The following is a 21,078-nucleotide window of genomic DNA, read 5'->3' as shown; positions in this document are numbered from 1 at the left end:
CCAGCTCTGCAAGGTAGTTGACGACGCGTCAGCGACCGAAGCGGAACGCCAGCAGCGTGGCGTCGTCCTCCGAGAGCGGGCCGGACATGTCGCGGACCACGGCGTCCACCAGGTCCTGGAGCTCGGGTTCCGCGGCGTGCGCCTCGACGGCCGCGCAGAGGGCGGCGAGGCGGACGTCGATGTCCTGGTCGCGTCGTTCGATCAGGCCGTCGGTATAGAGCAGCACGGTGTCGCCGGGCCGGACGAGCGTCTCGACGGCCCGGTAGCCGACGGTCGGCAGCACGCCGAACGGCGGGCCGACCTCGGCGGGCAGCAGGGTGGCGCGGCCGGCGCGAAGCAGGACCGGTGGCGGGTGGCCGGCGCAGATCCAGCGCAGCAGGTGCCGGTCGGGGTAGTAGCGGGAGACGATCGCGGTGGCGGTGGACTCGTCGCTGTCGTCGCTGGCGATCCGGTTGAGCCAGCCGCCGAGCGACTCCACCAGCGCGCCGGTGAACGCCAGCCCGGCCAGCGCGTGCCGCAGCATGGACATCAGCGCGACCGCGTCCAGCCCGTGACCCCGGGCGTCGCCGACGGCCAACAGGGCGCGGCCGTCCGGGAGTTGACGGACCTTGAACCAGTCGCCGCCGACCGGTCCCTCGGCCGGGCGGTAGGCGACGGCGGTGGTGACGCCGAGGCCGACCAGGGTCGCGGAGCGCGGCTGAAGCGCGTCCTGCAGGCGCTTGACGACGGTGTGCTCGGCGTCGGCGCGGCGGGCCTGGCGCTCGGTCTCCTCCTGCTGCTCGCGCAGCCGGCGCTGGCTCTCGTACAGCTCGGTGACGTCCTGCAGGACGGCCCGCAGGCCCTCGATCGGGCCGTCCTCGTCGCGGACCACCTCGGCCACCAGCCGGATCCGGCGGGGGCGGCCGATGCCGTACAGCTCGGTCAGCACGTCGATGTCGGCGCCGGTGGTGAGCAGCTTGTCCAGGGCGCGGTACAGCGCCGGGCGGGCGGTCTCGGTGACCCGGGCCAGCACCTCGGGGACGCTCAGCGTCACGGTGTCCGGGGTGCGGCCGAGCAGCACGGCCAGGCCGGGCGAGATGTCGAGCCGCCCGTCGCGCAGGCTCCACTCGGCCCAGCCGACCCGGGCGATCCGCTGCGCGGCCCGGGCCGCCTGCTCGGTCCGGTCGTCGGTCCACAGCAGCAGCAGGCGGCGGCCGAGGCGGTGCACGGTGAGCCGCTCCCGGCGGCTGCGGGCGGTGCCGTCCGGGCCCGCGCCGTCCCAGCGCACCGGCAGGGCACGGGCGGCGTGCCCGGTGCGCAGCACCTCCTCGACGGCGTCCGCGACCTGCTCCGTCCACAGCCCCGGGTACGCCTCCCGCAGCGACACGCCGTGCCCGGCGGCGAAGGGCCCTGACAGTTGCTCGGGGTGGTGCGGGTGCCGGACGACGGCCTCGTTGGCGATCACCACGGCCAGGTCCAGCACCGCGCCGTCGCCGTCCCGGACGGGTTCGGCGAGCACGGCCGCCTGCGGGACGGCGTCCAGCAGGCGGTACAGGTCCTGCTCCGGCGGGCGGGCCAGGTCCGGGTCGAGCGCGGCGTCGGGGACGATCGGCGGCGGGCCGGGCGCGAGCTCCGGCGAGCGGCCCGGGTGCTCCTCGCGCAGCCGGCGGACGGTGCGGCGCAGCGCCTCGCCCCAGTCGGCCTGCCCGGCTCGCCCGTCCAACCCCCGCCCCTCTCCGCTCGGCGTTCCCTGTCACTGTTCCGGCCCGCCCCGCCGCCCGGCGACCGCACCGGCCCGGACGGGTGAGCCCCGCCGGCTGCCGGATCGACACTACGTCACCACCCTTCCGCGGGCCCGGGAACCCCCAGCTCAGGCGGGGCGTTGTCGGCACGGAACGATCTTCGGTTCGAGTGGAGGACCCGCATGTCAACGGCCTTGGCCAAGGGCGCAAACGTTCCCGTGCTCCGGGACGGCAAGGGCCCGACGACCGTCCTGGTCGGCCTCGGGTGGGAGGCCGCCGCCGCGTACGACCTGGACGCGAACGCGCTGCTGTGCGACGCCGACGGGAAGGCGCTCTCCGACCAGCACTTCGTCTTCTTCAACAACCTCACCAGCCCCGACGGCGCCGTCACACACCTCGGCGACCCCGGCGACGGCACCGACCGCGAACGCCTGAGCATCGACCTGGCCTCGGTCGAGGAACGGGTGCAGCGGATCGTCTTCACCGTGGCGATCTACGACGCCGACGAGCGCCGGCAGGCGTTCGGCTCGGTGCGCGGCGCGTACGTCCGCGTGGCGGACGCGGCGGGCACCGAGCTGGCCCGCTACGAGCTCGGCCCCGAGGTGACCACCGAGACCGCCGTCGTCTTCGGCGAGCTCTACCGGAACGGCGGCGGCTGGAAGTTCCGCGCCATCGGGCAGGGTTACGCCTCCGGCCTGGCCGGCATCGCCACCGACTTCGGCGTCGCGGTCCTCGCCCCGGCGCCGGCCGCACCGGCCGCTCCTGCGGCCCCGGCTGCTCCTGCGGTTCCGCCGATGCCCGCCGCCGCCCCTGCCGCCGTTCCCGCGCCGGTTCCCACGCCGACCGTGGCGGTGCCGGTTCCCGCCCTGCCCGAGACTTCCGGAGGTTCCCCGGTGACCTGCTTCTTCGACCCCGCGCACGGTCCCGGCACCACGGCCGTCCTGTGGTCCCCCCAGTGGGGCGTCCCGCGCCAGATCCAGTCCTGCGGCGCCTGCGCCCAGCGCGTCCAGACCACCCCGCCGCCGTACTACGCCACCCCCGCCGCTGCGGGCTACCCCCAGCAGCAGGGTTACACCCAGCCCGGCTACCCGCAGCAGGGCGGCTACCCGGGCGCCCAGCCCGAGCAGCAGCAGGGCGGCCGCCGCTTCGGCACCGGCGCGCTGATCGGCGCGGGTGCGGCCGGCTTGGTCGGCGGCGCGCTGCTGGCCGAGGCGTTCGACGACGACAGCCCGGACGTGATCGTCAACAACTACTACGAGGACTGACCCCGCTCCCCCCTTGCGCCCCGGCCACCCACCCCCGGCCGGGGCGCAGCCGGATCGGTCGACAAATCGCTTGCCGGACCGGGCAGTTCGGGGGACTGAGCGAAGGTGCAGGACGACGGCAACTTCGTGCTCTACGGCAGCAACGGCACCGCACGGTGGAGCACCACCACCTGGGGCGGCTGGTAACCGGTCCGGCGCCTTGCCCGGGCGCAACGCGTCGTCCACGACCGGCAGTTGGCGCTGCTCACGGGCGGGGCGAGCGTCGCACAAGATCGAAAAATCGCGTGGCGCGCCGAGCAGGAGACGGTGTATGAATCGTACGTCCACACGAACCGTGGACGCACGGAACAAGGGGGGTTCCGCTACCTATGCGGAAGAACATCTTCAAGCGCGCCACCGCGGCCCTGCTCGGCGCCGCCGTCATCACCCTCGCGGCGCCCGCCGTCACCGCCTCGGCGACGACGCCGCCGGCCACCCAGGCCACCAGGCTGCTGAACGGTCAGAAGCTCCTGCCCGGTCAGAGCATGGTCAGCGGCGCGTCCGAGCTGGTGATGCAGACGGACGGCAACCTGGTGCTCTACCTGGTCGGCGACACCGGCCACCGCGGCCCGGTGCTGTGGTCCAGCGCCACCTACGGCAACGCGAACGCGTACGCCTACATGCAGACCGACGGCAACTTCGTGGTGTATCGCCAGGGCGGCGGCCCGGACACCGGCGGCGGCCTGTGGAGCACCGGGAGCTGGGGCCACCCGGACGCGACGCTCTTCCTGCAGAACGGCTGGCTGGCAGTCATCGGTCGAGAGGGTTACTGGACCACCAAGACCGGACTCACCCCGAGCGGCGGCGCCCCGGGGGACTCGCTCGACTCGAATCACATGGACCTGTGGTCCGGCAGCTGGATCGAGTCGAACTCGGTCTGGCTGATCATGCAGCTCGACGGGAACCTGGTGCTCTACCGCAAGCGCGACGGCGCCGTACTGTGGTCCAGCGGTTCCCAGGGCCACCCGGGCGTGATGGCGCACCTCTGGGGCACGGCGAACCCGGCCCTGTTCATCAGCAGCCAGGGCGATCCGGTGTGGCAGCTCCCGATCCCCGGCCGCGGTGGTGACCGCCTGAAGGTGCAGGACGACGGCAACGTCGTGCTCTACGGCGCCGACTCCGCCGCGCGCTGGAGCACCGGCACCTGGGGCAACTGGTAACCGGTAGTCCTCCCCGCGCCCCGGCCGTCCACCTCGGCCGGGGCGCAGCCGCGACACCACACGCGGCCGGAACGGTGCCGGCGCAGCGTCAACAACATGGTTGCCGGGCCCGGCAGGTCAGGGTGTACAAATCGTGCGCCCCCGCGAATCGTGGGCGCACGGAACAAGGGGGGTCCGCACCCATGCGGAAGAACGTCTTCAAGCGCGCCACCGCGGCCCTGCTCGGCGCCGCCGTCATCGCCCTCGCCGCACCCGCCGGCACCGCCACGGCGACGCCACCGGCCTCGCAGAGCACGAACCTGCCGAACGGTGCGAAGCTCGTACCGGGGCAGAGCATGGTCAGCGGCGAGACCGAGCTGGTGATGCAGTGGGACGGCAACCTGGTGCTCTACCTGGTCGGCGACACCGGCCACCGCGGCCCGGTGCTCTGGGCCAGCGGCACCTACAACAACCCCGGCGCTTACGCCTACATGCAGCCCGACGGCAACTTCGTCGTCTACCGCCAGGGCGGCGGCCCGGCCACCGGCGGCGCCCTGTGGAGCACGGGAAGCTGGGGCCACCCGGAGGCGTACGCCTATCTGCTGAACGGCCAGCTGGGAGTCTCGGGTTGGAGCCGGTACTGGTACAGCCACACCGGACCCGGCCCGTTCGACGGCCCGCTGAAGGACACTCGCGACACGCAGAACTCAAGTCTGGCGTCCGGCACCTGGCTCGAGTCGAACTCGGTCTGGCTGATCATGCAGACCGACGGGAACCTGGTGCTCTACCGCAAGCGCGACGGCGCCGTACTGTGGTCCACCGGGACGTACGGCCACTCCGACACGTACGCGGCTGTCCTGGGCTCGCCGAACTACGGCGCCCTGTACCTCATCGACATCCACGACGGCCCGACCTGGTCGCTCCCGATCGGGGGCCGGCCCGGTGACTACGTGAAGGTGCAGGACGACGGCAACTTCGTCCTCTACGGCGGCGACGCCACCGCCCGCTGGAGCACCGGCACCTGGGGCAACTGGTAGCCGGTCGCCCTTCCCCGGGGCGTGCCGGCCGGGGGCGCAGTCGCGTCCCCGGCCGTGGCCGGACCGGTACCGCACAACATCGACAAAGCTCTTGCCGAGAACCGCAGTTCAGGGTGTATGAATCGTTCGCACACGCAAATCGTGGGCCCGCGAACAAAGGGGGGTTCCGCTCCATGCGGAAGAACGTATTCAGGCGCGCCACGGCGGCCCTGCTCGGCGCCGCCGTCATCAGCATGGCGGCTCCCGCCGTCACCGCGACGGCGACGACGCCGCCGGCCACCCGGGCGACGTGGCTGCTGAGCGGTCAGAAGCTCATGCCGGGGCAGAGCATGATCAGCGGCGCGTCAGAGCTGGTGATGCAGACCGACGGCAACCTGGTCCTCTACCTGGACGGCGACACCGGCCACCGCGGCCCGGTGCTCTGGGCCAGCGGCACCTACAACAACCCCGGCGCTTACGCCTACATGCAGCCCGACGGCAACTTCGTCGTCTACCGCCAGGGCGGCGGCCCGGCCACCGGCGGCGCCCTGTGGAACAGCGGGAGCTGGGGACACGAGGGCGTCGGCGTCGAGCTGCTGAACGGCTCGCTGGCGGTGTCCGGCCCGAGCACCTACTGGTGGAGCCACACCGGCCCCGGCGCGGCCACCGACACGCTCGACGCGTCGCACTCCGACATGCCGTCCGGCAGCTGGATCGAGTCGAACTCGGTCTGGCTGGTCATGCAGCTCGACGGGAACCTGGTGCTCTACCGCAAGCGCGACGGCGCCGTGCTGTGGGCCAGCGGGAGTTACGACCCGGAGGCAAACGCACACCTCTCGGGATACACGACCTCCAGCGCCCTGACGGTCATCAGCCTCCGCACCCAGCGGACCTGGTACCTTCCGGTCGCCGGCCGGCCCGGTGACTACGCGAAGGTGCAGGACGACGGCAACTTCGTCCTCTACAGCAGCGACGGCACCGCCCGCTGGAGCACCGGCACCTGGGGCAACTGGTAACCGGAGCCTTGCGGCCCGGCCGGGCCGGAAGGCGCGCGGGGCAGTGCGGAGGACAGCGTCCCTGTACGCGGGAGTCGATCCGCACCGCCCTGCCCCGGGTGCGGGCCTCGGCCGCTGCCTGTCGGGGCGCCGTTTTCCACGCCCGGGCGGTGGCTTCGGCGTCGGAAACCACGTGCCGGGACGCGCAGTTCACGGCGTACGAATGTTCACGGTGTACGAATCGTGCGCCCACGCGAATCGCGGGCGCAAGGAACAAAGGGGGGTTCCGCACCCATGCGGAAGAACGTATTCAGGCGCGCCACGGCGGCCCTGCTCGGCGCCGCCGTCATCAGCATGGCGGCTCCCGCCGTCACCGCGACGGCGACGACGCCGCCGGCCACGGACGGCACGGACCTGCCGAGCGGTCAGAAGCTCATGCCCGGGCAGAGCGTGATCAATGGCGAGTCCGAACTGGTGATGCAGGCGGACGGCAACCTGGTGATCTACCTGGACGGCGACAACGGCCACCGCGGCCCGGTGCTCTGGGCCAGCGGCACCTACAACAACCCCGGCGCTTACGCCTACATGCAGCCCGACGGCAACTTCGTGATCTACCGCCAGGGCGGAAGCCCGGAAAGCGGCGGCGCCCTGTGGAGCACCGGGAGCTGGGGCCACCCGGGCGCGCACGCCTTTCTGTGGAACGGCCAGCTGGTGGTCTCCGACTGGGGGGCGCTCTGGCAGAGCCCCTCCGGATACACCCCGGGCCCCGGCGACCCGAACACCACGCTCGACTGGAAGCACCTGGACATCCGGCCCGGCGCTTGGATCGAGTCGAACTCGGTCTGGCTGATCATGCAGACCGACGGGAACCTGGTGCTCTACCGCAAGCGCGACGGCGCCGCGCTGTGGTCCACCGGGACCTACGGCCACCCGGGCGTGTCCGCGCACATCTCGGAGGCGGCGTACGACAGTGCCCTGTACCTCTTCTCCGCCGACGCCGGCGTCATCTGGTCCCTCCCGTACCACGGCCAGACCGGCAACCACGCGAAGGTGCAGGACGACGGCAACTTCGTGCTCTACAGCTTCGACGGCACCGTCCGCTGGAGCACCGGCACCTGGGGCAACTGGTAGCCGCTCGCCCCTCCCTGGGGTGCGCCGGCTCCGTTGCCGCGCGCACCCTTGACGGTGCACCGACCAGCACCTACGGTGCGGACACCGGTGGCCCCGGGCGGGTGGCCACGGCATACCCCGTTCCGTGCCAGGAAGGGCGGCCGTGTTGCCCGTTCACCCGCTCCCCCGCCCCGACGGTGCCGACTCACTGCCGGGCGGCGCCGTCCCGTTCCCGAGTCCCCCGCCGCCCGGGCCGACGCTTGCCCAGGTCGCGGCGCACGCGGGGGTGTCCAGCGCCACCGCGTCCCGGGTGCTGAACCGGTCCGCGCCGGTCTCGGCGCAGGTCGCCGCCCGGGTCGAGTCCGCCGCCCTCGAGCTGCGGTACGTCCGCCACCGGGCGCCCACCGCGAGCGCGCGGGACACCGGTGCGATCGCCGTGGTCGCGTTCGCGGACGTGCTGCGGTTCCATGCCGATCCGTTCCCGGCGCGGCTCCTCGCGGGGGCTCAACGCGTCGCGCCCGAGCGGGAGTTGGCCGTGATCACGGCGGGCCCGGGGCCGGCCAGGCCGTCGCTGGTGCGGTACCTGTGCGGCGGGCATGTCGACGGGGTGCTGCTGGTCGGACGGTGGGGGGATCCCGCGCTGCCGGGGCTGTTGCAGGCGGCGGGCGTGCCGGTGGTCGCGCTGGGGCGGCCGCCGCAGTCGCAACGCCTGGCGCACGTGGACGCCGACAACCTGCGCGGCGCCCGCGCCGCCGTCCGCCTGCTGCACCGGGCCGGTCGCCGCCGGATCGCCACCATCGCCGGGCCGCCCGACACCGCGGCGGGCGCGGACCGCCTGGCCGGCTACCGCCGCGCCCTGCTCGACCACGACGACCAGGCCCGCTGCGCCGTCGCGTACGGCGACTTCGGATCCCGCTCCGGCGAGCACGCGATGCTCCGGCTGCTCGGTCAATTCCCGGACATGGACGCCGTGTTCGCCGCCTCCGACGCGATGGCCGTGGGCGCCCTGCGCGCGCTGCGCCGGCTGGGCCGCCGCGTCCCGGACGACGTCGCCGTGGTCGGCTTCGACGACTCCCCCGCCGCCGCCACCGCCCGCCCCGGACTGACCACCGTCCGCCAGCCCGTCGAGGACCTCGGCGCCCGGGCCGTCGAACTCCTCCGCGACCCGTCCCCGTCCCGCTCCGTCGTCCTGCCCACCCACCTGGTGGTCCGCCAGTCCTGCTGAGCCCGCCGCGGACCTGCGATCATGGGGGGCCGAGGCCAATACGCGTGCGGAGGTGGGGCGGTGACGAGCGAGACGTGGCGGGGGTTGCAGCCGTTGCGGGTGGCGCCCGGCTGGGTGATCGACATGAACAGCCTCTACGCCGTGGACCCTTCGCCGGAGACCATGGAGTGGCTCTACGGGTCGGTGCTGGTGAGTGGTCACCTGGTGCGCGACGGGCTGTGCTTCGACGCGCGCTGGGAGCCGGAGGGGGATCCGGAGGGGCGCTACGAGGTCGACTTCCTCGTCCTGGCCGGGTTCAAGCGGAAGGGTGTTCCGGCCGGTGTGCACACCTACCTCGGCAGCTGGAGCACCCGAAGTCGGCCCGAACTCGTGGCGGTCCTGGAGGAGTTCATGTTCACCAGGAAGCCGCCGGCCGACCTCACGCCGCCCCCTCCGGACACCGCAGGCAACAACTGACCGGCCCGCGACGGAGTGGGCAGCTGCTGGAAGGCGGATCCGCCAGCAGCACCACTCGGTCCGCCGCCGGGTCGAAGCCCAACACCGGGTGCCCGTAGTCGCCTTCGGCGGCCAGCTGCACCGGTTTGCCGAGTCGGCGGCCGATCGTGCGCAGCAGGTGGCACAGGTGGTCGACTCCGGTCTGGCCCTGCAACTCGCGCAGGTCGACGTCGAAGTCGATCTCCTCGTCGGACAGCAGCCGGAAGATCGCCAGCACGCCGGGGACCGGCCGCACCCGCAGCTCGACCGTCTCCGCATCGGCGGGCCGCGCCAATACCTCGGCGGCGCACGGCAGTTGCCCGGCGACGCCGCCCACCAGGTACTCCCACGTCCACCCCGCAGTTCCGACCAGGTCGAACAGCGCCTGCCAGTCCGCCACCGAGGCGCCCGGCACGGACACGTCGGGCAGCGCACCCATCAGGTCGGGGTCGAAGAACTCCCTGACGTCGTCCCACAGCAGATCCGGCATCCCGCCATGCTGCCCGACGGCAACGGATGTGACGAACTCCCTTCCACTCATACTGTCCTGACTGTCTATAGTGTCCATGAACAGTATGAGACGAGGCGAAGGGGGCGCCACCGTGCGCGTGGTGTTGTCGAACAGTTCCGGGGTCCCGCTGTATCAGCAGATCAAGGACCAGATCGGGCTCGCCATCCTCTCGGGGGAACTCACCGAGGGCACCGCACTGCCGTCCGTCCGGGCACTGGCACGCGACTTGCGGATAAGCATCATCACCACCGGCCGGGCCTACGCGGAGCTGTCGGCGGACGGGTTCATCACCACCGTCCCCGGCAAGGGCGCGTTCGTGCTGCCGCTGGATTCGGCGCTGGTACGGGAGCAGTTGCTGCGGCAGGTGGAGGACGGGTTGCAGGCGGCGCTGGACGCGGCGGGGCGGGCGGGGCTCGAACGGGAGGACGTGATCCGGATGCTCGACGGACTGATCGAGGCCGAACCGGAGCACGCGCACGAAGGGTCGAGGAACGGGCACGAAGGGTCGAGGAACGTGCACGAAGGGTCGAGGGAGGTGGCCGATGCCAAGTGACCTCGCTTTCGCCCTGCGCGGAGTGCACGCCACCGCGGGCCCCGAATTCGCGCTGCGCGACGTGAGTTTCGAGCTGCCGACCGGGTACGTGATGGGGCTGATCGGCGCGAACGGCGCCGGCAAGACCACCACCATCCGCTGCCTGCTGGGCATGCGCGGGATCGACGGCGGCGAGATCGAGCTGCTCGGCCACCGGGCGCCGGGGCCGGTCGAGTTGCGGCAGGACGTCGGGGTGGTGCTCGACCACTCCTACCTGGTCGGCGAGTGGCGGCTCGCCGAGGTCGAGCGCACGCTGCGCCCGTTCTACCAGCGCTGGGACGGCGACCGCTGGCGGCACTTACTGGACGAGTTCGGCCTCGACCCGCGGGCGAAGGTCAAGGACCTGTCGCGCGGCAGGTCGATGAAGCTGATGATCGCCGTCGCGCTGTCGCACCGGGCGCGGCTGTTGGTGCTGGACGAGCCGACCAGCGGGCTGGACCCGGTCGCCCGGGACGAACTGGTCGGCATCATCGGAGAGTTTCTGCTCGACGAAGGACACAGTGTGCTCTTCTCCACGCACATCACGACCGATCTTGACCGGATCGGCGATCATTTGACGATCATTCACGGCGGCCAGATCATCCGTGCAGGGACTAAAGACGAGATCCTGAACGCGTACCGGGTGGTACGCGGCGGGCCGGACGACCTGACCGGCCTGATCGGCGTCGAACTGATCGGCCCCCGCCGGACGGCGACCGGCGCCGAGGCGCTGGTGCACACCGAGGAGGCCGACCTGCTCGGCCGCGACGTGCTGGTGGAGGCGCCCACCCTGGAGCAGATCGCCGTCCACATCGGCGCCCCGGCGCGGACCGGCGGGGTGACGCGATGACCGCCCTGGCCCGGGTGACCGTGCTGCACCTGCGCACGGTCGCGCCGTACCGCGCCCAGGGGCTGCTGGTGTTCGGCGTGATGGTCCTGGTGCTGGCCCACCAGCCGGCCCGGCTGCTGCCGGTGCTGGCCGTCCTGCTGGCCCCGCTGATCGCCGTCCACCCGTTCGTGGTGGCCGACCGGTCGGGGCTGGCCACGCTGTACGCGGTGCTGCCGGTGCCGCGCCGCACCGTGCTGCTGGGGCACTACGTCTGGGCGCTGGCCGGGTTCGTCGCCACCGTCGGCGCGGGCACGGCGGCGGCCGTCCTGATCGCCCGCGCCGGGGGCACGCCGCTCGGCACGCACGACGTGCTGATGGTGCTGACGCTGTGCTGGGCGCTGTTCGCCGTCAACATCGCGATCCAGTTCCCGCTGCTGATCCGCTTCGGCTACGCGCGGGTGAGCGTGCTGGCCACCACCCTCCCGCTGGTGCTGGTGATGACGGCCGTGGTCCGGCTGCACCTGACCCTCGAATCCGTCCGCCCCTGGCTGCCCCTGCTCTGGCCGGCCGGCCTCGCCACCGTGGCGCTCTCCGCGCTGCTGGCCGTCCGCCTGCCCGAACCCCGGCCCCGGACTCGGCCCCGGCCCCGATGCCTGTCGCCGCTGCCGCGTGGATCGGGCTGACGGACGGCCAACTCACCTTTCCTCCGGGCTGGTTCGCTACCGCGCGGGCCCACACGGTCAGTTGGCGGTGGGCTTCCAGCCGAGCAGCGGGCCGAGGCGGGTGGCGAGGTCGGTGAGAATCTGCGTGTAGTCCTCGGACTCGAAGGTGAACGGCAGCGCGAACGCCACCTCGTCCACCTCGCGGAACGCGGCGTGCGCGTACAGCAGTTCGGCGAGCTGTTCGGAGCCGCCGACCAGGTCGGGGGCGAACAGCAGCCCGCCGGGACCCTGCGGGGCGAGGGTGCGGGCGTGCCGGGAGGCCGCGTACGCGCGGTACTTGGCGCGCTGGGCGGGCGTGGCGCTGTCGGTGGGGATCACCACCAGGCCCTGCGAGACCCGGGCCCGTTCGCCGTCAGGGTGTTCGGCCCGGAAGGCGCGGACCTGGGCGAGCTGGTTGGCGGTGAAATCCGCGCTCTCCTCGGCCTTCACCACGCTGCTGGTGAGCAGGTTCAGTCCGTGCTGCCCGGCCCAGCGGGCGGAGCGCAGGCTGCCGCCGCCGTACCAGACCCGCCCGGCCAGTCCGGGGATGTGCGGCTGGACGCGTTCCGAGTACGACTCGATGCCCTCGGTGCCGCGGAAAGCGCTTGCCGCGTCGCCGCGCAGCAGGCCGAGCAGCCGTTCGACCCGGCCGTAGCCGAAGTCCTCCCGCTCGGCGGAGTCGGGGTACAGCGCGTCCTTCACGTCCTCGTAGTGCGCGGGGATGCCGACGCTGACACCGGGGTTGAGCCGTCCCCCGGACAGCACGTCGACGGTCGCCAGGTCCTCGGCGTACCGCAGCGGGTTCTCCCAGCCGAGCGGGGTGACGGCGGTGCCGACGGCGATCCGGCGGGTGCGCTGGGTGGCGGCGGCGAGCACGGTGAGCGGCGAGGAGATGCCGTACTGGAGGTGCCGGTGGCGCAACCAGGCGCTGTCGAAGCCGAGTTGTTCGCCGAGTTCGATCAGCCGCAGGGTGGCTTCGTGGCCCTCGGCGGGCCGGTGTTCGTCGAACAGTCCGATGGTCAGGAAACCCAGCGAACGCAGTGGCCGGTCGGGGGTGGGCACCGGGTTCCTCCTGGGGTTCCTCCGCGCGCGGCGACGGCCCCGCACGGCCGCCCGTCCCGCTCCCGCCACGCTCACACACCGAGGGCGGCGCGATCAACGGGGCGGCGGGCGATTGTGACGGGACGTCGTGCCACCGCAATGGCGCGAAATCCTCCCGTCACCTCGCCCGCCGCGTCCGACCGTTCCGGCCTCAGCCCCGGTACGTTCCGCCCCTGAGGCCCAGCCCCGGTACGTTCCGCCCCTGAGGCTCAGCCCCGGTACGTCTCCAGCAGGCGCAGCCACACCTCGCTGATCGTCGGGTAGGCGGGGACGGCGTGCCAGAGCCGGGCGAGCGGGACTTCGCCGGCGATGGCGATGGTCGCGGAGTGCAGGAGTTCGGCGACGCCGGGGCCGACGAAGGTGATGCCGACCAGGGTTTCCTTGTCGAGGTCGACGACGGCGCGGGCGCGGCCCCGGTAGCCGTCGGCGTACAGCGAGGCGCCGGCCACGTTGCCGAGTTCGTAGTCGACGGCGCGCACCCGCAGGCCCGCGTCCTCGGCCTGGCGCCGGGACAGCCCGACTGCGGCGACCTCGGGGTCGGTGAAGACGACCTGCGGGACGGCGGTGTGGTCGGCGGTGGCGACGCTGCGGCCCCAGGGCGCGAGGTCGAGGGGGCGGTCGGCGGCGCGGTCGGCGATCACCTGGCCGAAGATCCGGCCCTGGTACTTGCCCTGGTGGGTGAGCAGGGCACGGTGGTTGACGTCGCCGGCGGCGTACAGCCAGCCGCCGGGGACGTCGGTGGCCAGGCCGGTGTCGTCGGTGGTGATCCAGTGGCCGGGGGTGAGACCGACGGTGTCCAGGCCGAGGTCGCCGGTGTTGGGGACGCGTCCGGTGGCGAACAGGGCTTCGTCGGCGGGGAGTCGGGTGCCGTCGGAGAGGTCGAGGGTGAGCGTGCCGTCCTCGGCGCGGTGCACGGCGGTGGTGGAGACGCCGAGCCGGACGTCCACCCCGGCCTCCCGCAGCCCGTCGGAGACCAGCTGTCCGGCGAAGTCCTCGGTCCGGTCGAGCAGCCTGCTGCCGCGCACCAGCAGCGTGACCTCGCTGCCCAACGCCCGCCAGGCGGTGGCCATTTCGACCGCGACGACACCGCCGCCGACCACCGCGAGCCGTCCGGGCACGCTACTCGCGGAGGTGGCCTCCCGGCTGGTCCACACCTTGGCCTCGGCCAGCCCGGGAAGCTTCGGCAGCGCGGCCCTCGTCCCGGTGCAGACGGCGACGGCATGGCGCGCGGTGAGGGTGCGCGAACCGCCCTCGGGGGTCTCGACGGTGACGCGCCGCTCGCCGTCCAGCCGGCCGTGTCCGCGGACCAGGTCGATGCCGACGGAGGTCAACCAGGCGACCTGCCCGTCGTCGTGCCAGTGCGAGGCGAAGTCGTCGCGCCGCTTCAGCACCGCCCCCGCGTCGAGCTCCCCGCCGACGGCCTCCCGCGTCCCGGCCAGCCGCCGGGCGTCCGCGAGCGCGGCGACCGGGCGCAGCAGCGCCTTGCTGGGCATGCACGCCCAGTACGAGCATTCCCCGCCGACGAGTTCACTCTCGACGATCGCCACGCTCAGCCCACCGGCCCGCGCCCGATCCGCCAGGTTCTCGCCCGTCGGCCCCGCTCCGAGCACCACCAGGTCGTAGCTGTCGCCGTCCGTACCCATCAGCAGCCGCCCTCCCGCCTTCGTCGTCCGTGTCGCATGGTCCGGGGCGTCCGACGACGCACCGCAAGCCCATTCGTACACCACGAGCTTTGCGCGACGGCGCCAACGTGGCCAACGTGGCCAAGTGAACTACCGCTTCGTTGTTACCGGCTCGCCCGGCCGACCGCTGACGGGGTCCAGGGTGAAGACCGCGATCTCCTTCTCCGACGTCACCGTGATCTGGTTCGGCCCGGACCACTCGGCGCCCTTGAACCAGCCGCGCCCGTCGCGTTCGTCCCACACCCCGAGATCCCAGTGGCGGGCGGACCAGCCGCTGCCGGTCAGCACCTGCACCTGGTAGATCGGGTCGATCGAGGCAGCGACGTTGGTGACCGCCAGCACCTGGTCCGGGTGCTCCGAGCCGGGCTGCCGGGTGACGTCCAGCCCGTCCCCGCCGAAGATGAACACCAGCCAGGCGAACGGCAGTCCGACGAAGAGGAGCGCCACCAACCCGACCGCGCAGCCGACTTGCGACACCCAGGTGCGGAACTCCAGCTCGACCACCAGCGAGACCACGAACAGCGCGACCGCGATCCCACCCAGCAGCATCGGGTGGTTGAGCCAGCGCTCGACCTCCACCAGCCCACCCGAGTACGAGGCGTGAAGTCCCGGCAGGTACACCAGGGCCGACACCAACGCCAAGCCCCTCAGCCACCACGCGATCCGTCTGCGCCGCGCCTTTGCCATAAGTCCCCCCATGGTGATCGTTTCGGCGGACTGTACTACGGGTCGCCCCACGGCTTCAGGTCACGCCGGTACGGCTACCTGGCCCGGCGGGAGTTGGCACGCAGACCCACTGGACCGGGGCGCCGGGTGATCAAGTCCGGAAGTGCCGGCCGTTGAGCAGGGCGCTGCCGAGCGGGGTGAGAGCGTGCAGGACGGCGCTGCCGCGTCTGGTGGTGGTGATCAGGTCCGCCTTGCGGAGGACGGAGGCGTGCTCGCTCGCGGTGGGCAGCGACGCGCGGATGCGCTCGGCGAGCTTGCCGGTGGTGCACGGGCCGTCGCCGATGGCGTGCAGGACCTGGGCCCGGGTGCGGCCCAGGAGTGCGGACAAGGCGCTGTCGATCCCGTGCCGGGCCGTCGTCAGCAGCGCGGCAGCATCGGAGACACCGCGCATGACCGGGAGGAACAGCAGGACAGGCGCCTGTTCGTCACGCACGTCCGCGTAGCTGATCGGCCTGGTCCGGCAGAACGCGGACGGGACCAGCAGCAGGCCGCGCCCCTTCAGGTCGACGGTGCCCGTGACCGCTCCTCTGCCGATCTCCAGCGTCGGCGGCTTCCAGCGGAACTCCGGCGGCAGGCCGGCGAACATCGCCTCGGGCCCGTCCTGCGCGAGCCTGAGCGCGTGGGTGGTCTGCTCGGCCCGCAGGCGGGACAGGATTCGCTGCCAGTGGGGGGCCACGGCGATGCGGTGCACGTCACGGAGGAACACCAGTAGCTCCTCACGGTCCCCCCGGTCGTACGCGATGTCGCCCCACGTCACACCCGCCCAGGGGCCCTTGCAGCGCGAGAAACGGGCCCGGGCCTCGTCGGCCCCTTCGAGTTCGTCACGCAGGAGCTCCGCCGGAGCCGCCCGCAGCGCCTCGATCCCCTCCTCGACGGACGATGCGGCGCCGGTGACGGTGAACAGGTCCAGGACGGTTTCCCGGAAGAGGGACGAGGCCGGATGGACGAGGGAGGGGGAACGGGCGTGGACCTCCTGCCGCCATGCGCCGAACATCGCCGTGCCGTGCGGCTGGTGCAGAGTCGTCAGCGCGAGGAACGTCTCGCCGAGCGGGCCCCACGTCGTCGCTATCCGGGTCCGGGCGAGATCCTCCGGGGTGAAGTGGATGCGCAGCACGTGAGGCCCTCCCGGGTTCTGTTCGGACGCCCACCTTCCCGGCTTCCATCGTCTCCGGTCACCCGCGAATGCATCAAGTAGGCCTCCCCCCAGGGCATTTCGGCGAGGACCGAAAGGGGTGGGGCCGCACCCACCGACACCGCCAGGATGGATCCCGAGGGCGGCGGGCCGGGGGGCGCGAGAAACCGGCGGGTCCCCGGGCCGAAGGGCCGCCTGACTCGAGAAACCACCTATGGAGGCAATCATGCGTATTCGTCGTGCTCTCGCTGCCACCGCTGTCGGTGCCGCGCTCGCCCTGGGAGCCGCGGCCGGGCCGGCCATGGCAGCCACGCCCTCCCCCGCCTCGTCGGGGTCCGCCGTCCAGGCCGTGTACACCTGGCAGCACACCGGCGAGTACTACTCGGCCAAGTCGACCTGCGACAACCGCCGCGCGTTCTTCATGAAGGCGTCCAACGTGAAGGACTACAAGTGCGTCCCCGAGGGCGGCCTTTTTGCCGGCATGGTCTACGCCAGCTGATCGAACGCAGGACGCGCCCGAGGCCGGCACGGGGCGGCCTCGGGCGTGCGTGACGTAGAGACGTCGGCGATCCGCGACGCCTCTACGTCGCGCACGACAGTTTGTCAATTTCGCTCGGCTGCACGGCAGTTCGGCCCTCCGGCCTGCCCGGTCGGCGCCGGTTCCGGGCCCGCCGGGGCTCGGTCGAGGCGGCCGGTGCGGGCGAGGTGGTGGACGGCGAGGCCGCAGAGCAGGCCGGTGGCGGCCAGGGTCAGCCAGGGGACGAAGAGAGTGCCGTGTTGCGCGGAGTGGTCCCAGAGGGCGCCGGTGGCGAGGTTGCCGAGGGTGATGCCGAGCCCCGACACGGTGTTGTAGAGGCCGTAGTGGGTGGCGACGAGGCGGTTGCCGGAGAGCGTGACGACGGTGTCCATCTCGAAGGGGTAGACCACGGCGCCGGCCGCCGCGAGCACCGCCACCGCGGCGGTGAGCGTGGCGAGTTGAAGGGCCGTGCCCGCCCAGCCGGCGTGCCGGGGCAGCAGGGCGAGCGGGACGAACGCCAGCCCCATCGCGGCGAGTCCGCGGACCAGGGCCTGCGACGGCGTCCAGGTGCGTTTGGCCCAGCCGGTCAGGCGCAGTTGTCCGGCGACCGCGACGGCGGCGGAGACGATGAACAGTCCGGTGGTGGCCTTGGTGCCGTCGCTGCCCAGCATCAGGTCGGCGGCCAGCGGCAGGGCGAGGTAGACCTGGAAGGTCAGCACGTACGAGCCGATCATCGCGGCGGAGAACAGCAGGAAGGGCCGGTTGGAGACGACGGTCCGCCACTGCGCCAACACGCTTTCCGCTGGGACGACTTCAGCCGGGGAACGTCGGCGGGGCGGCAGGGCACGCCACTGGAGCAGCGACAGGGCGGCGAAGATCGCGGCCGCGACGGTGCAGACGGCGGCGAAGTCGGCGGTGAGCAGAGCGAGCCCGACGAGTGGGCCGAGCAGCATGCCGGCCTGGTAGTAGACGTTGAAGGTGGCGAAGGCGTCGACCCGGTGCTCGCCGACCTCGGCGGCCAGGTAGGCGCGGACGGCCGGGTTGAACAGGGCGCCGGCGAAGCCGGTGGCGGCGGAGGCGGCGAGCAGGGCGGGCACCGAGTCGGCCCAGCCGAGCAGCGCGAATCCGGCGGTGCGCAGCAGGCATCCGGCGATGATGGGGGCGCGGTAGCCGTAGCGGTCGGCGATGGTGCCGCCGATCAGGAACATGCCCTGCTGGGAGAGGTTGCGGACGCCGAGGACCAACCCGACGGTCCAGGCGGCGAGTTGGAGGTCGTCGGCGAGGTGGGTGGCCAGGTAGGGCATCAGCATGTAGAAGGCGAGGTTGATGGCGAACTGGTTGGCCATCAGCAGCCGGGCGGTGGGGCTGAAGCGGCGGGTCTGCTGCCAGAGCGTCTTCATCGGGAGGCCTCCGAACCGGGCTGCGCGGCAAGGGGGTTGAGGACGGTCCTGCAGCGGGTCCAGCGGGTGACGGCGCGTTCGCGGGGGTGGCCGATCTCGTCGGGGTGCTCGGGCGGTCGGTGGCCGAGCAGGCCGCGGGTGCGGCAGTAGTCGTCGTTGAAGACGGTGCCGATGTAGCGCTGGGGGCCGTCGGGGAAGATCGCGGCGATCCGGGTCTCGGGTGCGCTGGTGGCGGCGAGCCAGCGGGCGACGAGGGCGACCGCGCCGACGCTCCAACCGCCGCTGGCGTAACGGGAGATGGCGAGGGCGCGGGCGGCCCAGACGGCTTCGCGGGCGGCGACCCAGTGGACCTCGTCGAAGAGCCGGTGGTCGACGTTGCGGGGGTGGATGCTGCTGCCGAGGCCGCGCATCAGGCGGGTGGTGGCGGGCTGGCCGAAGATGGTGGAGCCGGTGGCGTCCACGCCGACCACGCGCAGCCGGGGGAAGTAGCTCCGCAGGACGCCCGCGATGCCGGCCGAGTGGCCGCCGGTGCCGACGCTGACCACCAGGGCGTCGATGCGGCCGAGTTGGGCGATGAGCTCGTGGGCGAGCGGGCGGTAGGCGGTGACGTTGTCGGGGTTGTTGTACTGGTCGGGGCACCAGGAGCCGGGGTGGGCGGCGAGCAGTTCGCCGACCCTGTCGCGCCGGGCCTGCTGCCAACCGCCTTGCGGGTGCGGGGTGTTCACGACGACGACCTCGGCGCCGTGGGCAGCGAGCATTCCGGTCATCAGGGGTTCGATGTTTGGGTCGGTGACGACGGTGACGGGGTGGCCGTAGGTGACTCCGGCCAGCGCGAGGCCCAGGCCGAGAGTGCCGGAGGTGGACTCCACGATCCGGGCTCCGGGCCGCAGTTCGCCGCGTTCGCGGGCGGCGCGGACCATGTGCAGGGCCGGGCGGTCCTTGATGCCGCCGGGGTTGCGGCCTTCGAGTTTCGCCCAGAAGCCGCGGCCCGGAGTGGTGAAGGGCTCGCCGATCCACAGCATCGGCGTGTTACCGACCAGGCCGGCGGGCGTGTGGGCGGGCCGGGCCGCGGCGGCGATCAACTGGGCGGGGGTGGCGGGGACTTCGGGGCGTGCGACGGCGTGGGTCATGGCAGGGCTCTCCTGCGGTCCGCCGATCCGGAAGGAGGCAGACCGCTGCGGTGACGGGCGGGCGGGGTGCGCGCGGCCGTCACGGCGCCGGGTGCCTGCCAGGGGCACGGCGGCATGCCGCGACGGCGGGCCCTGTCAGGTCCGCCAGCTGCCCAGTGCCGCTCTCGTGGTGCCGCCGCGGTCCACCGCGGCGCGTACGTACGGCGGTTGAGCCGCCGCGATGCGCGGCGCCGGGGCGGGCAGCGCGACCGAGGCGGCATGGGGACCCGTCTCGTGCTGGTCCGCCATCGCCGGCTGGTCGGCCCCCTGGCACTCCTCCTGGTGCGACGGACCGTCGGGCCGATCCGACGGCGACGGGCAGTGCGCCGCCGCGCTCGGCACCGAGTCCGCGCTGGGCGAGATGCCGGTGAACGGGCCGTGCGCACAGACCAGCAGGTGGAGCAGCGCGGACAGCACGGCGACGACGCACAGGAGCCTCCACTCGCGTCGCCCACCGAACCGTTCCGTCACGTCACCGAACGTACCCGACCAGACACGTAAAGCTGCCGTGAGGACGTGTGCGATTCGACGCCCGCGCCGTCCGCTTTCGCCCGCAGCCGCAACGGCCCCGGGTTCGAACAGCGTTGACGTCGGGCCCCGTTGCGGCATCACCCGCACGGGGGACGAAGCCCGCTCCGGAACGGCGCCCGCGCTACCTTCACCGCCCGGACCTCGGCGCGGACTTCGCCGCCGTCAGCCCGCACAAGTGGATCGGCGCGCCGCTCGGCCTCGGCTTCCTCCACGTCCGCCGCGAACGCCTCGACGACATCGACCGGGCCTTCGCCGACGAGACCTACCACCCGACGAGCTCCGCTCCCGCCTCCGCAACGGCACCCTGGACGCCGCCACCGTCCTCACCCTGCCCGCCGCCCTCGACTTCCACCACGCTCTCGGCGCGGCCCCCGCCAAACAAGCCCGCCTGCGCCACCTCCGCGACCGCTGGGTCGCACCCGCCCGGACCCTGGGCAACGTCCAGATCCTCACCCCCGACGACCCGGCGATGTACGGCGCGATCACCTCGTTCCGGATCGCCGGGCGCACCTCCCCGGCCGACAACGAGGCCCTCGCCCGCTACCTGATGGACCGCCACCGCATCTTCACCGTCCGCCGCGGCGGCCCCACCGGCGGCGACTGCGTCCGAGTCACGCCTGCGCTCTTCACCCGCGCCGCCGACATCGACCGCTTCACGGCGGCCCTCCAGGACGCGGCCCGAGTCTTCATCAACCTCCGCCCGTGAATTGGGCGTTCCCCTCGGCAACCACCGCAACCACCCCGGCTGCTACCCTCATCCACCAACGCTCCCGCCAGGGCACCCGAACGCCCGCCGGGACACCACCCCGGAGCCGTCGCCCGCGCGGGGCCGCCCTTCCCCAACGCCCCCGAAAGCGACCCCCCATGACCAAGCAGCCCATGCTCACCCCGCTCAACGACTCCAGCGCCAACGGCGGCCGCTTCGGTCACCTCAACGGCTGGCAGCTCGCCCTCACCCTCATCCCCCTCGCCCTGCTCTTCGCCGGCGGCGCGATCGGCGGAGCCATCGGCGCCATCGGCGCACTCAGCAACGCCGCGATCGCCAAGACGAACCTGTCCACGCCGGTCAAGGCCCTCAGCATGATCGGCGTCGTCCTCGCCAGCGGAGTCGTCTTCCTGGTGGCGGCCGCACTGATAGCCGCCGCGATCGGCAAGTGACGCGACGCCCCCGGCGCAGGTCGCGGAAGAAGCGCGGTCGCCGAGCCGGACGGCGGTGAGCTGGTG

General features: G+C 72.8%; 22 protein-coding genes. 13 read left to right on the top strand and 9 right to left on the bottom strand.

Going from position 1 to position 21,078, the window contains the following annotated elements; genetic code table 11:
• Nucleotides 1-28: 28 nt before the first annotated feature.
• Complete coding sequence (locus ACIHEI_RS23080) at nucleotides 29-1,702, bottom strand: PP2C family protein-serine/threonine phosphatase (protein ID WP_396607913.1); 1,674 nt, start codon at nucleotides 1,700-1,702, stop codon at nucleotides 29-31.
• A gap of 201 nt (nucleotides 1,703-1,903) precedes the next feature.
• On the opposite strand from ACIHEI_RS23080, the gene ACIHEI_RS23075 reads away from it, so the two are divergent.
• The 7 genes from ACIHEI_RS23075 to ACIHEI_RS23045 all read left to right on the top strand — a co-directional run bounded on the left by ACIHEI_RS23075 (nucleotide 1,904) and on the right by ACIHEI_RS23045 (nucleotide 8,966).
• Entirely contained in the window at nucleotides 1,904-2,986 is a 1,083-nt protein-coding gene (locus ACIHEI_RS23075; RefSeq protein ID WP_396607912.1) for a TerD family protein, read from the top strand.
• Nucleotides 2,987-3,354: 368 nt separating this feature from the next.
• Nucleotides 3,355-4,185, top strand: coding sequence for a hypothetical protein (locus tag ACIHEI_RS23070; protein WP_392952592.1), 831 nt, complete (start codon nucleotides 3,355-3,357; stop codon nucleotides 4,183-4,185).
• Between the two features lie 182 nt (nucleotides 4,186-4,367).
• Nucleotides 4,368-5,201 (top strand): hypothetical protein, encoded by an 834-nt coding sequence (locus ACIHEI_RS23065; protein WP_396607911.1) that lies wholly within the window; start codon nucleotides 4,368-4,370, stop codon nucleotides 5,199-5,201.
• A 173-nt stretch (nucleotides 5,202-5,374) separates the two neighbouring features.
• Nucleotides 5,375-6,196 carry a hypothetical protein gene (locus ACIHEI_RS23060; RefSeq protein WP_396607910.1) on the top strand — a complete coding sequence of 274 codons (822 nt, stop codon included), beginning with the start codon at nucleotides 5,375-5,377 and terminating at the stop codon, nucleotides 6,194-6,196.
• 273 nt (nucleotides 6,197-6,469) lie between these two features.
• On the top strand, nucleotides 6,470-7,306 hold the full coding sequence (locus ACIHEI_RS23055; protein WP_396607909.1) for a hypothetical protein: 837 nt from the start codon (nucleotides 6,470-6,472) through the stop codon (nucleotides 7,304-7,306).
• 142 nt (nucleotides 7,307-7,448) lie between these two features.
• Nucleotides 7,449-8,510, top strand: coding sequence for a LacI family DNA-binding transcriptional regulator (locus ACIHEI_RS23050; protein WP_396607908.1), 1,062 nt, complete (start codon nucleotides 7,449-7,451; stop codon nucleotides 8,508-8,510).
• 60 nt (nucleotides 8,511-8,570) lie between these two features.
• Nucleotides 8,571-8,966, top strand: a complete 396-nt coding sequence (locus ACIHEI_RS23045; RefSeq protein ID WP_396607907.1) for a hypothetical protein — start codon at nucleotides 8,571-8,573, stop codon at nucleotides 8,964-8,966.
• On the opposite strand, the gene ACIHEI_RS23040 is transcribed toward ACIHEI_RS23045, so the two are convergent.
• Nucleotides 8,929-9,474, bottom strand: coding sequence for a hypothetical protein (locus tag ACIHEI_RS23040; protein WP_396607906.1), 546 nt, complete (start codon nucleotides 9,472-9,474; stop codon nucleotides 8,929-8,931). The two genes, ACIHEI_RS23045 and ACIHEI_RS23040, sit on opposite strands and share 38 nt — an antisense overlap.
• Before the next feature lie 121 nt (nucleotides 9,475-9,595).
• Between ACIHEI_RS23040 and ACIHEI_RS23035 the strand changes: the two genes are divergently transcribed.
• From ACIHEI_RS23035 to ACIHEI_RS23025, 3 genes are read left to right on the top strand one after another with little or no spacing between them, the layout of a single operon-like run.
• Entirely contained in the window at nucleotides 9,596-10,048 is a 453-nt protein-coding gene (locus tag ACIHEI_RS23035) for a GntR family transcriptional regulator (RefSeq protein ID WP_396607905.1), read from the top strand.
• Nucleotides 10,038-10,916, top strand: a complete 879-nt coding sequence (locus ACIHEI_RS23030; RefSeq protein ID WP_396607904.1) for an ABC transporter ATP-binding protein — start codon at nucleotides 10,038-10,040, stop codon at nucleotides 10,914-10,916. Before ACIHEI_RS23035 ends, ACIHEI_RS23030 begins: the two co-directional genes overlap by 11 nt.
• The gene (locus ACIHEI_RS23025; protein ID WP_396607903.1) at nucleotides 10,913-11,578 is read left to right on the top strand and encodes an ABC-2 transporter permease; all 666 of its coding nucleotides are present in this window, start codon (nucleotides 10,913-10,915) and stop codon (nucleotides 11,576-11,578) included. The genes ACIHEI_RS23030 and ACIHEI_RS23025 overlap by 4 nt, the downstream gene beginning before the upstream one ends.
• 57 nt (nucleotides 11,579-11,635) lie before the next feature.
• On the opposite strand, the gene ACIHEI_RS23020 is transcribed toward ACIHEI_RS23025, so the two are convergent.
• From ACIHEI_RS23020 to ACIHEI_RS23005, 4 genes are all read right to left on the bottom strand, one after another.
• Entirely contained in the window at nucleotides 11,636-12,658 is a 1,023-nt protein-coding gene (locus ACIHEI_RS23020; RefSeq protein WP_396607902.1) for an LLM class flavin-dependent oxidoreductase, read from the bottom strand.
• A 248-nt stretch (nucleotides 12,659-12,906) separates the two neighbouring features.
• Nucleotides 12,907-14,340, bottom strand: a complete 1,434-nt coding sequence (locus ACIHEI_RS23015) for a dihydrolipoyl dehydrogenase family protein (protein ID WP_396607901.1) — start codon at nucleotides 14,338-14,340, stop codon at nucleotides 12,907-12,909.
• 129 nt (nucleotides 14,341-14,469) lie between these two features.
• Complete coding sequence (locus tag ACIHEI_RS23010) at nucleotides 14,470-15,021, bottom strand: hypothetical protein (protein ID WP_396607900.1); 552 nt, start codon at nucleotides 15,019-15,021, stop codon at nucleotides 14,470-14,472.
• Nucleotides 15,022-15,196: 175 nt separating this feature from the next.
• A complete protein-coding gene (locus ACIHEI_RS23005; RefSeq protein ID WP_396607899.1) occupies nucleotides 15,197-16,219 on the bottom strand; it encodes an ArsR/SmtB family transcription factor in 1,023 nt (340 codons plus the stop codon).
• A gap of 244 nt (nucleotides 16,220-16,463) precedes the next feature.
• Between ACIHEI_RS23005 and ACIHEI_RS23000 the strand changes: the two genes are divergently transcribed.
• Nucleotides 16,464-16,736, top strand: a complete 273-nt coding sequence (locus tag ACIHEI_RS23000; RefSeq protein ID WP_396607898.1) for a hypothetical protein — start codon at nucleotides 16,464-16,466, stop codon at nucleotides 16,734-16,736.
• Between the two features lie 104 nt (nucleotides 16,737-16,840).
• Here ACIHEI_RS23000 and ACIHEI_RS22995 read toward each other — a convergent pair whose 3' ends face one another.
• From ACIHEI_RS22995 to ACIHEI_RS22985, 3 genes are all read right to left on the bottom strand, one after another.
• Complete coding sequence (locus ACIHEI_RS22995; RefSeq protein WP_396607897.1) at nucleotides 16,841-18,154, bottom strand: MFS transporter; 1,314 nt, start codon at nucleotides 18,152-18,154, stop codon at nucleotides 16,841-16,843.
• Nucleotides 18,151-19,284 carry a PLP-dependent cysteine synthase family protein gene (locus tag ACIHEI_RS22990; protein WP_396607896.1) on the bottom strand — a complete coding sequence of 378 codons (1,134 nt, stop codon included), beginning with the start codon at nucleotides 19,282-19,284 and terminating at the stop codon, nucleotides 18,151-18,153. Before ACIHEI_RS22990 ends, ACIHEI_RS22995 begins: the two co-directional genes overlap by 4 nt.
• 135 nt (nucleotides 19,285-19,419) lie before the next feature.
• Nucleotides 19,420-19,794: a hypothetical protein gene (locus tag ACIHEI_RS22985; RefSeq protein WP_396607895.1), complete on the bottom strand. Its 375-nt coding sequence runs from the start codon at nucleotides 19,792-19,794 to the stop codon at nucleotides 19,420-19,422.
• 235 nt (nucleotides 19,795-20,029) lie between these two features.
• On the opposite strand from ACIHEI_RS22985, the gene ACIHEI_RS22980 reads away from it, so the two are divergent.
• Nucleotides 20,030-20,560 carry a hypothetical protein gene (locus ACIHEI_RS22980; protein ID WP_396607894.1) on the top strand — a complete coding sequence of 177 codons (531 nt, stop codon included), beginning with the start codon at nucleotides 20,030-20,032 and terminating at the stop codon, nucleotides 20,558-20,560.
• A 158-nt stretch (nucleotides 20,561-20,718) separates the two neighbouring features.
• Nucleotides 20,719-21,012 carry a hypothetical protein gene (locus ACIHEI_RS22975; RefSeq protein WP_396607893.1) on the top strand — a complete coding sequence of 98 codons (294 nt, stop codon included), beginning with the start codon at nucleotides 20,719-20,721 and terminating at the stop codon, nucleotides 21,010-21,012.
• The last annotated feature ends 66 nt before the right edge of the window (nucleotides 21,013-21,078 follow it).

This window comes from Kitasatospora sp. NPDC051984 (assembly GCF_044593455.1).
Lineage (GTDB): Bacteria > Actinomycetota > Actinomycetes > Streptomycetales > Streptomycetaceae > Kitasatospora.
This window is presented reverse-complemented; position numbering and strand designations above follow the sequence as displayed.